The sequence below is a fragment of the Micromonospora echinofusca genome (assembly GCF_900091445.1).
In the GTDB taxonomy this organism is placed as follows: Bacteria; Actinomycetota; Actinomycetes; order Mycobacteriales; family Micromonosporaceae; genus Micromonospora; species Micromonospora echinofusca.
Genome location: NZ_LT607733.1, coordinates 2,169,418 through 2,183,960 on the forward strand (window position 1 = coordinate 2,169,418; position 14,543 = coordinate 2,183,960).

4 protein-coding genes (1 of these 4 running past the window's edge) are annotated in these 14,543 nt (G+C 76.2%); all 4 read right to left on the minus strand.

The features are described 5' to 3' along the window. Tightly spaced (each overlapping or abutting the next), the 4 genes in view from GA0070610_RS09830 to GA0070610_RS09845 form a layout consistent with a single transcriptional unit that may run on beyond the window. On the minus strand, window positions 1-696 hold the full coding sequence (locus tag GA0070610_RS09830) for a hypothetical protein (RefSeq protein ID WP_172896499.1): 696 nt from the start codon (window positions 694-696) through the stop codon (window positions 1-3). Beyond that, entirely contained in the window at window positions 659-1,714 is a 1,056-nt protein-coding gene (locus GA0070610_RS09835) for a GSCFA domain-containing protein (RefSeq protein WP_088999740.1), read from the minus strand. Before GA0070610_RS09835 ends, GA0070610_RS09830 begins: the two co-directional genes overlap by 38 nt. Next, window positions 1,711-11,082, minus strand: a complete 9,372-nt coding sequence (locus tag GA0070610_RS09840) for a non-ribosomal peptide synthetase (protein ID WP_088999741.1) — start codon at window positions 11,080-11,082, stop codon at window positions 1,711-1,713. Before GA0070610_RS09840 ends, GA0070610_RS09835 begins: the two co-directional genes overlap by 4 nt. Further along, on the minus strand, window positions 11,082-14,543 hold the 3' portion of the coding sequence (locus tag GA0070610_RS09845; RefSeq protein ID WP_088999742.1) for a non-ribosomal peptide synthetase. It continues 600 nt past the right edge of the window; only the last 3,462 of its 4,062 coding nucleotides appear in the window; its start codon lies off the right edge, out of view; the stop codon is at window positions 11,082-11,084. The genes GA0070610_RS09840 and GA0070610_RS09845 overlap by 1 nt, the downstream gene beginning before the upstream one ends.

Consider the following 14,543-nt stretch of genomic DNA (forward strand, 5'->3'; position numbering starts at 1 on the left):
TCACAGTCCCCGCGCCAGCAGGTCGGCCACGATCAGCCGGCCGAAGGCGAGGTTGCCGTGGATCGGGTCGTCCGGCTCGCAGAACGCGGCCCGCTGCCGGCCCGTGCCGTCGGTCACCCGGACCCGCAGATCCACGATCTCCACGCCGAGCGCGACGAGCGCGCGGCGGATCGTCTCCTGGGCCGCCATGAAGACCTGCGGGTCGGACATCCCCGGCACCCGCTGCGGCGGCAGCACCGCGAGCACGCGCAGCCCGAGGTCGAGGGCGTGACGGTAGAAGGCCAGCGCGTCGCGGGCCATGGCCCGCACGATGCCGTCGAAGAGGCCCCCGGCGAGGAAACCCGCCGGGAAGGCGCCGTCGCCCGCCCGGTAGATGGCCCAGTTCTGCGTGGTGGCGAAGAAGTGGGCGCTGAGACCGAACGTCGAGACCAACGGAACGGTGAGCTGGCCGAGGTCGGCCACGCCCAGCTCGCCCAGGAAACCCCGGTGGCGTTCCTGCGCGGCGGCGTCGCGGAACACCAGGCCCTCGTCGCGTACGTCGAAGAAGCCGACGTTGAAGTCGCGCCCGGAGCCGATCGGGCCGCCGACGAAGGGCACCCCGGCGGCGGTCGCCGCGCGGGCGACGGGCCCGGCGTGCGAGTCGCCCAGCAGCAGGAACCTAGCCGGCGCGGTAGCGGTCGAGGACGGCGTCGTCACAGTAGAGGTCACCTCCGTCGGCGGCGTCGGCGCGCGCGTCGGACGCCGTGGCGGTCGGACCCGCCGACCGGTCGGGGTCGAGGGCGTCGAAGAAGTGGCGCATGACGAAGGCGACCCCGGCCGGCGTCACGTCGCGCAGGTTCGGCGCGAAGAAGGCCCCCCGGAACGGGAAGCCGGTGATCAGCTCGTACGAGGGGAAGTAGTCGACGTGGTCGTGTTCCTGGGCGAGCTGGCCCGCCGCCGCGCGCAGCACGGACTTGGAGTAGGTCGTGGCGGTCAGCGCGTGCGCCCCGGTCGCCGTCGCGGTGAGCGGCACCGGCGACACCGTCAGCAGGACGTGCAGCCGGGGGTTGGCGGCGCGCAGCAGCGCGACGGCCGCGTCGAGGTCCCGGTGCACCTCGGCCACGGTGAAGTTGTGGAAGGCGTGCCGCCCGGCGTCGAAGGTGCCCCGCACGGTGCCCGGGCAGACCGGGTAGACGGTGCCGGTGACCGCGTCGTGCCAGGCCTCGGTCAGGCCGAGGGTGAAGATGAGACAGCCCGCCCCGGCGACCGCCCCGCGGATCGCGGCCAGGGTGGACCGGCGGGCGGCCAGGACCGCCTCCGTCGAGTCGTAGCCGTCGGGTTCGACCGACGGGCGGTACGGGTCGAAGAACCGCCCGCCGTCGCGCCACACCTCGTCGGGCCCGGTGTCGTCCGTCAGCGCCCAGCTCAGCCACTGCCGCAGCGTGGCGGCGGTGTAGATGGTGCCGGTACGGAAGGAGAAGGCGCCGTAGTGGCGGGCGCGGCGCTCCGCCTCGGTCAGCCCCGGCGGGGGCAGTTCGGCCTCACGCCAGTTCATTCCCTCGTCGAGCAGGGCGGGGCCCAGGTGGCGGGCGAAGCAGGAACCGGCGGTGAGGATCGGTTCGTCGGGGTCGATGCCGAACTTCGGCGTCCACACCTGCCCGATGGCCAGCATCTCCGGCTCGGCGACCGCCGTGCGCCAGAACGACCGCGGCGGCAGCGACCGGTACGGGTTCATGGCGTCACCGTCCGGCCGGTGGTCGGCTCCGCCGCGTTGATCGCCTCGGCCACCGCTTGGACGTGCGGCACCCCGACGATGCCGTAGTGGGTGGTGTCCACCAGGTGCCAGGCGAGCCCGGCGAGGTGGGCCCGCCACTGTCGGGCCTGCTCCTGCGGGTCGGCGAGCGCGGGCAGGCCGGCCGTCGGGCGCCCGGCGAGCCAGAGCCGGCCGGGGGTCGCGGCCAGCCGGGGCAGGGTGTGCTGCGCCATGCTCGCCAGGTTGGCCCGGCAGCAGCGGGCCAACGCGTCCGCGTACGCCGTCGCCGGGGTCCGCGTGCCGGCGGCCGCCCCCAGCTCGTGGGCGAAGAGCGCCGCGAGCCGCTGCTCGTCGTACGCCCGGAAGGTCGGCGCGGCGTCCGGCGGCGGCGGGTCGAGCAGGTAGAGCGCCTCCGCCGGCTGGCCCGCCGCCTCGGCCTGCGCCGCCATCCCGAGCGCCACCCAGGCGCCGAACGACCACCCGCCGAGCCGCCAGCGCCACTCGTCGCGGGGGAAGCGCTCCCGCAGGGCGGCGTGGTAGCGCGCGGCCCGCTCCGCGACCGACCAGGCCGGCTCGCCGGGCCGGGCCAGCGCGGGGTCGGCGATGACGCAGACCGTCAGCTCCGGGTCGAGCGCCGACACCAGCGACCGGTACGCCTGCACGTCGCCGCCGACGGGATGGACCAGGCAGAGCACCGTACGCCCCCGGCCCGCCTGCCACACCTGCACCGCCACGGTGGGCCCGGCGGGGTGGGGCGTCTCGCCGAGGAGCCCCAGCACCTCGGTCAGGCTCACCCGGTGGCTGAGCTGGGACAGGCTGATGCCGACGCCGAAGTGCTCCTTGACGTGGTCGATCAGGTCCAGCAGCAGCAGCGAGTCGGCTCCCTGCTCGTAGAGGGAGGCGGCCGGGTCGAGCCGGTCGGTGCCCAGCCAGTCGCGCAGCCATCCGCCGATCTCCTCGGCGGCCGAGCGGGGCGGCGCGGCGGGTGGCGGGGCCGGCGGGCCTGCCGGGGGCGCGTAGAACTCCGGCGCCCGCTCGAGCGCGGTGGTGCAGACGAGCAGCTGCGGCAGTCGCAGCCGCAGGGCCTGCGCGAAGATCCGGCGTCCCTCGTCGACGGAGAGGCCGACCGCCAGGTGTGCGCGGTGCCGGGCGTCGGTGGGCAGGGCGTCGCGGGCCAGGCCCACCTCGCTCCAGACGTCCCAGTCGATACAGACGCGCGGCGTGGTGTCGGCGGCGTCCGCCCGGTGCCGGGCGAAGCCGTCCAGCATTCCGTTGGTGGCGGCGTAGTCGAGCTGGCCGACGCCGCCGAACTGCGCCGACATCGACGAGCAGTAGACGACGAACGCCGGCCGGTGGTGCGCCACCAGCCGCTCCACGAGCAGCGCCCCGTGGGCCCTGGCGGCCGTGGCGCGTCGCATCGCGGCCGCGTCCCGCCGGCCGATCAGCCCGCCGGCCGCGATCCCCGCCGCGTGGACCACCCCGTCGACCCGTCGGGCGCCGAGCCGCGCCACCAGCTCGTCGGGGTCGGCCTCGGCCAGGTCCACCTCGACGAGGTCGACGCGGTCGGCCCAGGGCACCAGTTGGGCCGGCGACGGCCCGCGCCGGGCCAGCAGGACCACCCGGCAGTCGTCGTCCTGCTCCAGCAGCCAGCCGGCGATGCTCCGCCCGATGCCGCCGGTGCCGCCGAGGACCACGTACCGGGCCGGCCCGGCCGGCAGCGGACGCGCTGCCGGCCCGGCCGGTTGACGCACCGGCAGCAGCGCCTGCTCCCACCAGTAGCCCCCGCGCAGCGCGAGGCGTCGGGGTGGTGGCGTCCGCTGCGCCAGCAGCGCCGCGAGCGCCGGCGCCCAGTCGGCGGCGTCGGGGCCCGGCAGGTCCAGCCAGTGGCTGTCGACGTCGCCCTCCTGGGGCACGACCTCGCACGCCCCCGCCAGCAGGCCCAGCTCCGGCCGGCGGACGTCGCCGTCGACCGGTTGCGCCTGCTGCGACAGCCACCAGGCGCGCAGGCGGGGCCGGCGCGGCAGCCCGGCGACGGCCGCGAGCAGCGCCGCCGGGGCGTCGACGCAGGCCCGGTACGACTGGGCGAGCGTGTCCGCGCCGACCGCCCCGTCGACGGCCAGCGGCAGCGCGTGCAACCACTCGATGCCGCCCAGCGCGTGGTCGTTCTGCGCGTTGCCGTGCTGCCCGGCGGCGTCCGGCGGTGTCCCGGCCGGCGCGTCGGTGCCGGTCAGCGCGGCGAGCAGCCGGCCCAGCGAGTCGGGGTCGGCCGGGTCCACGCGGTAGCTGTCGGGCCCGAGCCGGGCGAAGCCGTCGGCGGCGGTGACGACCACCACCCGGGCGTGGGATGCCGCGAAGGCGTGCAGCGCGCCCGGCGACGGTGGCTCCGCGGCCATGATCACGAGCATCCCCGGCCGGCGGGCGGCGGGGTCGGCGCCCGCGTGCCGCCAGCGCACCCAGTGCGGCTGGTGCAACCACTCGGCCTCGGGCAGCCGCGCCGGCCACCCCTGGTCGACCGTCTCCGCCCCGCTCGGCAGTGGGGTCCCGACCGGTGACGTCGCCCCGGCTGGCAGCGGCTCCCCGCCAGGTGATGTCGTCCCGGCCGGCGGGGCGGCGCGGGCGAACTCGTGGTCCTCGAGCGCGAACGCCGGCGGGGGGAAGTCCCAGGGCGGCTGCGCCGGCCCGGCCGGCCACCGGATCGGCCGGCCGGCCAGCCAGGCGGCGACGAGGTCGGCCGCCGGTGGCGTACCGCCCGGGCCGGTGGCCTCGACGGGTGCCGCCTCGACGGGGGCGACCTCGACGGCGGTCGCGGTGCGCAGCCAGGCCACGGCGGCGGTCGCGTCGGCGCAGACGGCCGCCGCCCGCCAGCGGCCCGGCGTGCGGCCGGCCTGGAGGTGGCGCAGCACCCGGCCGTACGTCCCGGGCCGGGCCGTCAGGTAGTCGGCGACGCGGTCGGCGTCGGCGCGCAGGGCGGCGGCACTGCCGCTGGCGAGCACCACCACCGGTACGCCGGGGTCCGGCGGCGGGTCGGCGCCGGCCGGCTCGGCCGCCTCGCAGACCAGGTGGGCGTTGGTGCCGCCGATGCCGAAGCTGCTCACCGCCGCCACGCGTGGCCGGTCGACCGGCCAGGGCCCGGCCTTCGTGGGGATGTGGAACGGGGTCGGATCGGGGCCAAGCCGGGGGTTGAGGCGCCGGAAGTCGACGTTCGGCGGGATTCGCCCGTGGTGCACGGCCAGCACGGCGCGCACCAGGCCGACCACCCCCGCCGCCGCGCCGAGGTGACCGATCTGGCTCTTCACCGACGCCAGCGCGGTACGGCCGGACTCGGCCAGGTCGAACGCCTGGCGTAGCGCCGCCACCTCCACCGGGTCGCCCAGCTCCGTGCCGGTGCCGTGCGCCTCCACGTAGCCCAGGTCGCCGCCGACGCGCCCGCTGCGGCGCAGCGCGGCCCGGATCACCTCGCGCTGACCGGCCACCGAGGGGGCGGCGAAGCCGAGCTTCTCCGCGCCGTCGTTGTTGACGGCCGACCCGGTGATCGTCGCGTAGACGGTGTCGCCGTCGCGCCGGGCCAGCCGCAGGGGCTTGAGCACCACGACGCCCACCCCGCTGGCGCCGACGGTGCCAGCGGCGTCGTCGCTGAACGGCCGGCAGTGCCCGTCGGGGGAGAAGATGTGCTGCGGCTGGTAGCGGTAGCCGGCGGTGAGCAGCGGGTCCACCAGCACGCCGCCGACCAGCATCACGTCGCTGTCGCCCTGACGCAGCAGCCCGGCCGCGACGTGGACCGCCACCAGCGAGCTGGCGCAGGCCGCCTGCACGGTGAACGCCGGCCCCGTCAGGCGCAGGTGGTAGGCGACCTTCGTGGCGAGGAAGTCCTTCTCGTGGTGCAGCGCCAGCTGGAAGGAGTCCGGCAGCCGCGCCGGGTCGGCCTCGCGCAGCATCGCCTGGAAGTAGGTGTTCTCGCCGCAGCTGGCGAGCAGACCGACGCGCCGTCCGGCGGGATCGGCGATGCCGGCGTGCGCCAGCGCCTGGACGCAGCTCATCAGCAGGTGCCGCTGCTGCGGATCCATCAGCCGCGCCTCCTGCCGGCTGATGCCGAAGTGCCCCGGGTCGAAGCCGAGCGGCCCGGCGAGTTGGCTGCGTGCGCCGACCAGGCCGTCGGCGGCGGCGAAGTGCTCGATGCCCCGGTCGCCGGCCTCCACCATGGCCCAGAAGGCGGCCAGGTCGTCGGCGCCGGGCAGCCGGACGGCCATCCCCACCACGGCCACCGGCTCGTCCGCCGGGCCCGCGGCGGTCTCGTCCCGCCCGGTCGCCACCACGCCGACCGTACGGCGGGCCGGCTCGTCCGCCGCCGGGTGACACGACTCCGGCACGCCGGGGACGGCCCGCTCGTCGCCGAGGAACCGGGCGAGGCGGCGGATGGTGACGTGCTCGAACAGGTCGGGGATGCCCAGCGGCAGCCCCTCGGCGACGCAGCGTAGGTGGAAGCGCATCAGGTCGAGGCTGCCCGCGCCCTGGTCGAAGAAGCGTCGATCGGGATCGGCCGGTGCCCCGACGACCTCCGCGAAGAGCGCGGCCAGTCGCGCCTCCAGGGCCGACATCACCGGTGCGGGCGCGGCGCCTGCCGGTTGCAGGTCCTCGCCCGGGGCGCTCGCGGCGCGGCGGCGGTCCAGCTTCCCGCTGGCCGTACGCGGCAGCTGCGCCAGCCGCCGGAACCGGTCCACCCGCACGTACGCGGGCAGGAGCTCCGCGAGGTGGGCGTGCAGCTCCTGCGGGGTCGGCGCCTCGGCCCGGAATTCCAGGCAGGCGACCAGGTGCGGGTCGTCACGGACCACCACGGCGTTGACGACCGCCGGGTGGGTCAGCAGCGCCGCCTCGACCTGCCCCAGCTCCAGCCGGTGCCCGCTCACCTTCACCTGCTGGTCGTCGCGGCCCAGGTAGTGCAGCAGACCGTCGCGGTCGAAGCGGGCCTGGTCGCCGCTGCGGAAGAACCAGCCGAGACCGGGCACCTCGACGAAGCGGGCCCGGTCGAGCGCCGGATCGTCCAGGTAGCAGGGCGACACCAGCTCCCCGCCGATCAGCAGCTGCCCGGGGCAGTCCGGCGGTACCACCTCGTCGGCCGAGTCCACCACCCGCAGCCAGGTGTTCGCCACGGGCCGGCCGATGGCGGGCCGGGTCGGCCAGGTGGCCGGGTCGCCGTCGAGGCAGAGGCTGCTGACCACGTGCGTCTCGGTCGGGCCGTAGTGGTTGAACAGGCGCGCGCCGGGCAGCCCGGCGAACCAGCGGCGGATGCTGTCGGTGCAGACGAGCTGTTCGCCGGCGGTGACGACCTCCCGCAGCCGCGACGGGTACCGGCCGAGGCGTACCCCGTGCTCGGCCAGCAGTTGCAGGGCGACGTACGGCAGGAAGATCCGTTCGACGCCGGCGGCGTCGAGGTGCTCCAGCAGGGCCGGCATGTCCTGCCTGAGCCCGGGGCGGGGAAGGTGCAGGGTGCCGCCGCCGCAGAGCGTGCCGAAGATCTCCTGGAAGGAGACGTCGAAGGAGAGCATGGAGAACTGCAGGGTCGCCGCCCCGCCCGCCAGGCCGCCGGCCTCGCCCTGCCAGCGCAGGAGGTTGACCAGCAGGGCGTCGCCGACCTGGACGCCCTTGGGCGTGCCGGTCGAGCCCGAGGTGAACAGCGTGTAGAGCGGACGGCCGGCGTACGTCGGCGCGACGGGCGCGGCCGAGCGGGACAGGACCACCGGCAGGCGGGGGTGGCCGCCCTCGTCGATGGCGTCGAGGGCGGGCTCGTCGCCGGGCGCCAGCAGCACGCAGAGCGGATCGACCTGGCCCAGGACCTGGCGCAGCAGCGCCGGCGGGTAGGCCCGGTCGAGCGGCACGACGGTGAGGTTGAGCCGGGCCGCCGCCAGCAGCGCCACCACGTGCTCCACCGACGGCTCGAAGAACAGGGCGACGCGGTGCGGGCCGTCGGGCGACGCCGGCTGGTGCCGCACCAGTTCGGCGGCGAGCCCCGAGGCGTACGCGTCGAGGTCGGCGTAGCTGAGGCGAACCTCGCCGGCGACCAGCGCCGTCTCGGCCGGCTGCGCCCGCACCCGCCGCGCGAAGTCCTCGGCCACCGTGGGGCAGGCCAAGGGCGCACGCGGGCCCCGGCCGGGCTCGGGCAGGCCACGGCGGTACGGCCGCACCAGCTCGGCCAGCGTGTGCGTGCCGGTGCCGGTCAACGCCTCCAGGCCGCGCCGGAACAACTCGGCCGCCGCGGCCACGTCGGCGGCGTCGAAGTGCTCGTCGGCGTACTCCCAGAGGCAGTCGAGGCCGGCCTCGTGCTCGACGACGGAGAGGGTGAGCGGGCACTTGGCGTCGGTCGGGGCCAGCCAGACCGGGCGGGACGCGCAGCCGGGCAGCGCCAGCGTGGAGAAGTCGGTGTTGTCGAGCACGAAGAGGAAGTCGAACAGCGGCGCGTCGGCGCCGAAGTCGTGGTCGGCGACGGCGTGCGCGAGCGCCACGTCCTGGGCGTCGAGCACCGCGCGTACGGCGTCGGCCTGCCGCCGCAGCTGCGCGCGCAACTCCTCGGCGGGCGCGAGCGTGAGGGGCAGCAGCACCGTGTTGGCGAACATCCCGACGCTGGCCTCGAAGGCGCGTACGGGTCGGTTCGCCACCGGGCTGGCGACGCGCGGACGGGTGCGGCCGGTCACCCCGTGCACGGCCCAGCCGAAGAGCGTCAGCAGCAGCGGGAAGCGGGTCAGTCCCAGCTCGGCGCCGAGCCGGTCGAGCGCGTCCCGGCGCGCCGGGACGATCGTGGTCCGGAGCAGGTGGTCCCCGCCGTCGCCGCGTCGCCGGATCGGCCGCAGCGGCGCGGCTGTCTCGTCCACGGCGGCGTAGTGGCCACGCAGGGCCTCGCGCTGCGCCCGGTAGGCCGGGTGGGCGAACCAGTCGGCCTGCCACCGGGCGTAGTCCAGTGGGGTCGCGGCGGGCTCCTCCTCGTCCGCGTCCGCCCCGTGCAGCGCGGCCGCGTACCCGGCCGACAGGTCGCGGAACAGCACGTCGAGCGACCAGCCGTCGACCGCGACGTGGTGCAGGTGCAGCAGCAGCACCCCGCCGCCGGCGCGGGGCAGCCAGTACGCCCGCAGCATGCGCGGCTGCCCGAGGTCGAAGGGTGCGGCGAAGAGGGTGCGGGCGCGCTCGCGCCACCCGGCCGCGTCGCCGCCGTCGCCCGGCTCGCGCCATGCGGCCGCGTCGCCGTCGTCGTGCGCGGTGGGCTCGCGCCACGGGTCGTAGGGCTCGCCCACCTCCTGGCGCAGCCCCTCGGCGGTGGCCCGGAAGGCGGTCCGCAGCGCCGCGTGCCGTGCCACCACCCGGCGCAGCGCCTGCCGCAGCGCGGGCACGTCGACCTGCCCGCGCAGCTCGAAGGCGAGCCCGACGTGGTAGGCGGTGGACGCCGGTGAGCGTTGCTGCAACAGCCAGAGCCGCTGCTGCTCGGAGGTGGCCGGGGCGGAGCGGGCACCGGCCGGGGCAGCCGGCACCGGGTACGGCGAGCCGGTCGTGGCGCGGGCCTGCTCGATCGCCGTGGCCAGCGCGGCGAGGTCGCCGCCGAGCACCACCGCCTGCGGCACCTCGACGCCCCAGCGCCGCTGGATCGCGAAGCGCAGCCGCAGCGCCTTGAGCGAGTCCCCGCCGCTGGCGATCCACCCGTCCTCCGGGCGCAGGTCGGGCACGCCCAGCACCTCGCTGGCCAGCCCCAGCACCGTGCGCTGCCACTCCGCGCGGCCCGCGTCGTGTGGGTGCGGGGCGTCGTGGCCGTCGCGCCCGTCGCGTGGGTGCGGGTCGTCGCGCCCGTCGCGCCAGGGCGGGTCGTCGCGGCGCAGCAGCGCGTCGGCGTCCACCTTGCCGTTCGCGGTCAGGGGCAGCGCCGCGACGCGGTGGACCCGGTGCGGGCGCAGGTACGGCGGCAGGGTCTCGCCCAGGTGCCGGTCGAACTCCGCGTACGACAGGCCGGCGGTCGTCACCACGTACGCCAGCAGCTCGTTCGTCCCGTGCGCCGGGTCCCGCCGGGTGCACACGTACGCCTGCCGGACCCCCGGGTGGGCGAGGAGCTGCCGCTCCACCTCGCCGGGCTCGACCCGGAAGCCCCGGACCTTGACCTGCCGGTCGACCCGACCGACGTACTCGACGCGGCCGGCGGCGTCGGCGCGCACGAGGTCGCCGGTGCGGTAGTGGCGCCCGGCGGTGTCGTCCAGCCACGGCAGCCGGACGAAGCGGGCGGCGGTCTCGCCGGGCAGGTTGCGGTAGCCGGCCGCCAGCGCCGCGCCGCCGAGGTACAGCTCGGCGACCTCGCCCGGCGCGGCGAGGCGCTCGCCGTCGACCACCAGGTGCGCGTCGGTGCCCGGCAGCACCCGGCCGATCGGCACCACGTCCGCGTCGAAGTCGCGGGGGATCGGGTGGCACAGGGCGAACGTGGTCGCCTCGGTGGGCCCGTAGACGTTGTGCAGCCGGGTGCGGCTGGCCGGGTTGTCGCGGTACCAGCGGCGGATCAGCCGGGCGTTGAGCTGCTCGCCGCCGATGAGCACCTGACCGACGTCGGCGAAGCAGTGCGGCAGCTCGTCGACGACCGCGTTGAACAGCGCCACCGTGATGAAGAGCGTGTCGATCCGTTCCCGGCGCAGCGCGGCGTCGAGCAGGTGCGGCGTCGCCACCGTCTCGTCGTCGAGCACGACGCAGCAGCCGCCGGTCAGCAGCGGCACCCACACCTCGAAGCTGATCGCGTCGAACGCCGGGTTGGCGAGGCTCGCGTAGCGGGCCGCCGGGGCCAGCGCGAGGTAGCCGGGCCGGGCCAGCCGCAGGACGCCCGCGTCGCGTACCTCCACACCCTTGGGTCGGCCCGTGGTGCCGGAGGTGTAGAAGACGAACGCGACCGGCGCGGGCGCGGCCCGCGGCGCCGGCTGCCCGTCCGTCCCGGTCGGTGCGTCGGCCGCCAGCAGCGCCGCCGCCGGCAGCGGCCGGATCCCGTCGGGCAGGTCGCCGGGCGCGTCCGGGCCGTGGACGACCGCCACGGCGGCCGAGTCGCGCAGCATGTGGTCCCGGCGACCGGGCGGGCTCTGCCGGTCCAGCGGCACCACGGTCGCGCCGAGCCGCAGGACGCCGAGCATGACGCAGACCAGCCGCCAGCCGCGCGGCAGCTGCACCGCGACCGCCTGACCCGGGTGGACCCCGGCCCGGCGCAGGGACCGGGCGACCGTGGCGCTGGCGCCGTCCAGTTCGGCGTAGCTCAGGCGCCGGTCGCCGTCGACGACCGCGACCGCGTCCGGGGTCCGCCGGGCCTGGGCGAGCACCGAGGCGGCGAGGCCGGGGGCGGACGCCATCACGCCTCCCGTACGGCCGGCGCGGCCGGTCGGGCGTCGCGGAGCCGGTCCATCTCGCGGTGCAGCAGCGCGGCGACCCGCAGCACGACCGCGCTCTCCAGGATGTCCCAGTGGTCGCAGTGCACCTGCTCCAGCAGGAAGTCGGCGTCGCCGCGCCGGCGCCAGAAGGCGCGTACCTCCCGCAGGAAGCCCTCGTCCCGCCCGGCGGTGGCCTGCAACAGCACCAGCCGGGCCGGCGACGCGGGGGTCCGGTAGTCGCGCATGGTGGACCGGTTGTGGTTGTAGACGCGGTGGTACTGGTCGATCTGCTCGTCGTCGATGCCCGGGTACATCCCGTTGAACTTGACGAGCTTGTCGCGGAACTCGGCCATGTCCACCGGTTCGATCGCGCCGCGGTGGGCCGGGTCGTCGGTGCCGAGGGTGTCGAGCAGGACGACGCTCAGCCCGGGGTGCCCGGCGCGGGCCAGCCGGCGTCCCATCTCGTACGCGACCAGGCCGCCGTAGGAGAGGCCGGTGAGCACCACCGGCCCGTCCAGCAGGTGCGCGACCTGCCCCAGGTACGCCTCGGCCATCGCCTCGACCGTGGGCAGGAACTCCTCGCCCGGGTTCACCCCCGGCGACTGGACGCCGTACACGCCGAGTGACTCCGGCAGCGCCTTGGCCAGCGAAAGGTAGCAGAACGCGGTGCCGCCGGCCGGGTGCACGCAGATGACCCGGCCGGCGCCGTCGCCCGCCCGGAACTCGATGAGGTTGCTCGGCGGGCGGCCCGACGCGCCCCGCCGCAGCCGGCCGCCGAGCGCCTCGATCGTCGGGTGCAGCATGATCTCGTGGACCGGCAGCGTCTCGCCGAACGCCTCGCCGATGGCGTGGGCCAGCTTGATCGCCGAGATCGAGGTGCCGCCCACGTCGAAGAAGCGGTCGCCGATGCCGATGTCCGGGTGCAGCAGCAGGCGCTTCCAGATCTGGTAGAGGGTCAGCTCGATCTGGTCGCGCGGGCTGTCCAGGTTGACCTGCCAGGGCGCGCCGGCCCGGGCCAGCCGCAGCACCTCGGCGCGGTCGAGCTTGCCGTTGGCCGTCTGCGGCAGCCGCGGCAGCTCCACGAAGAGCGACGGGATCATGTAGCCGGGCAGCCGTCGCGACAGCGCCTCGCGCCACTCGCTGACCAGCAGCGGCGTCGCACCGCCCCGGACGACGCCGGCGACCAGCCTCGGCTCGCCGGCGGCGTCGGAGTCGACCAGGACCGCCGCCTCGCGTACGTCGGGACGGTCCAGCAGCGCGGCCTCGATCTCGCCCAGTTCGATGCGGAAGCCCCGGACCTTGACCTGGCCGTCGCGGCGGCCCAGGTACTCGATGTTCCCGTCGGGCAGCAGGCGGGCCAGGTCGCCGGTGCGGTAGACCCGTTCCCCGGGCACGAACGGGTCGGGGACGAACCGCTCGGCGGTCGCCGCCGGCCGGCCCAGGTAGCCGCGGGCGACACCGGCGCCACCGATGTGGATCTCGCCGGTCACCCCGACCGGCACCGGCTCCCGCCGCTCGTCGAGCAGGTAGACGCGGGTGTTGGCCAGCGGCCGGCCGATCGGGCACTGCCGGGCCGTCGGCTGCGGGTCGGGGTACGCGGTGCTGTAGACGGTGGTCTCGGTCGGCCCGTACCCGTTGCGGACGCGCAGCCCGGGCAGGGCCTGCCGGATGCGGTGCAGGCCCTGCTCCGGCAGGGGTTCCACCCCGACGAGCAGTTGGCGCAGCGCCAGCCCGGCCAGCCGCTCGGCCGGGTCCTCGTCGAGCCAGCGGACGAAGGCCGGCGGCAGGTAGGCCTGCACGACGCGGTGCTCGCGCAGCCAGCCCATCAGGGCCGCCGGGTCGACGCGCACCTGCTCCGGTACGAGGTGCAGGACCCCGCCCGTGGTCAGCGGCAGGAAGATCTCCTGCACCGAGACGTCGAAGCCGACGCTCGACCAGAGCGCCGCCGCCTCCCCCTCGGCGGCGCCGAGGCGCGACACCCAGTCGTCGAGCAGGTTCGCCACCGCGCCGTGCGTGACCGCGACGCCCTTGGGCCGGCCGGTCGAACCCGACGTGTAGATCACGTAGGCCAGGTTGGCGGGGTGCACGACGACGTCGGGCGGGCCGTCGTGACGCCCCTCGGCCTCGACGGCGGCCAGGTCACCCTCGCCGAGCACCAGCGCCGGCGCGGCGTCGGCGACCATGCCGGCGAGCCGCTCCGGCGGCAGGGCCGGGTCCAGCGGCAGGTAGGCGGCCCCGGCCTTGAGCACGCCCAGGATGGCGACGATCAGCCCCGCCGAGCGCGACGCGTGCAGGCCGACCACCTGGTCGGGGCGTACGCCCCGGGCGATCAACGCGTGCGCCAGGCGGTTGGCCCGCTGCTGGAGCGTGGCGTGGTCCAGCCGCTCGTCCCCGTCGACCACGGCGAGTGAGCCGGGGCGCCGCCGCGCCTGCGCCGCGACGCGCGCCACCAGGTCCGCCGGGCCGGCGAGCGGCCGCGCCGTGCGGTTGTACTCGACCAGCAGGCGGTGCCGCTCGTCCGCACCGAGCAGCCGCAACGCGCCGACCGGCGTCGACGGGTCGGCCGCCACCTGGGCGAGCAGGCGGACGAAGTGCCCGGCCAGCCGGGCGACGGTCGCGGCGTCGAAGAGGTCGGTGTTGTACTCGAAGATGACGTGCAGCTCGTCGGCGTGCTCCATCACCTCGACCGACAGGTCGAACTTCGCCGCGCCGGTGCTGCTCGACAGGGGCCGCAGCGTCAGGCCCGGCAGCTCCAGCCGGCCGCGCGGGATGTTCTGCAGCACCAGCATCACCTGGAACAGCGGCGAGTAGCTGGTGTGCCGTTCCGGGTTGAGCGCGTCCACGAGCTGCTCGAACGGCAGGTCGGGATGGGCGTACGCGTCGAGCAGGTGCCGGCGGACGTCGGCCAGCAGCGCCGCGAAGGGCTGCTCCGGGTCCAGCCGGTTGCGGATGACCACCGTGTTCACGAAGTGGCCGATCAGGCCCTCCACGTCGCGGTGGTTGCGGTTGGCGAACGGGGTGCCGACGCAGACGTCGTCCTGCCCGCTGTGGCGCCACAGCAGCACCGACAGGGTCGCCATGAGCGTCATGAACAGCGTCGCGTCGCCGGCCCGCCCCACCTCCCGCAGCCCGTGCAGCACCGCCGCGTCCACCGTCGTGCCGTGGGTCTCGCCCCGGTAGCGCTGCACCACCGGCCGGGGCCGGTCGGTCGGCAGGGACAGCAGTGCGGGCGCCCCGGCCAGCGTCCGCGTCCAGTAGCCGAGCTGGCGCTCCAGTTCGCCACCGCCGAGCTGCCGGCGCTGCCACAGCGCGTAGTCCGCGTACTGCACGGGCAGCTCGGCCAGGGCGGCGGCGGCCCCACCGCGCGCGTACGCGCCGTAGAGCGCGGTGACCTCGCCGATGAGGATGCCGACGGACCAGCCGTCGGCCACCATGTGGTGCAC

Coding starts and splice junctions, on each gene's coding strand:
- GA0070610_RS09835 (WP_088999740.1), bottom strand. CDS start 1,714: ATGAACCCGTACCGGTCGCTGCCGCCGCGGTCGTTCTGGCGCACGGCG.
- GA0070610_RS09840 (WP_088999741.1), bottom strand. CDS start 11,082: ATGGCGTCCGCCCCCGGCCTCGCCGCCTCGGTGCTCGCCCAGGCCCGG.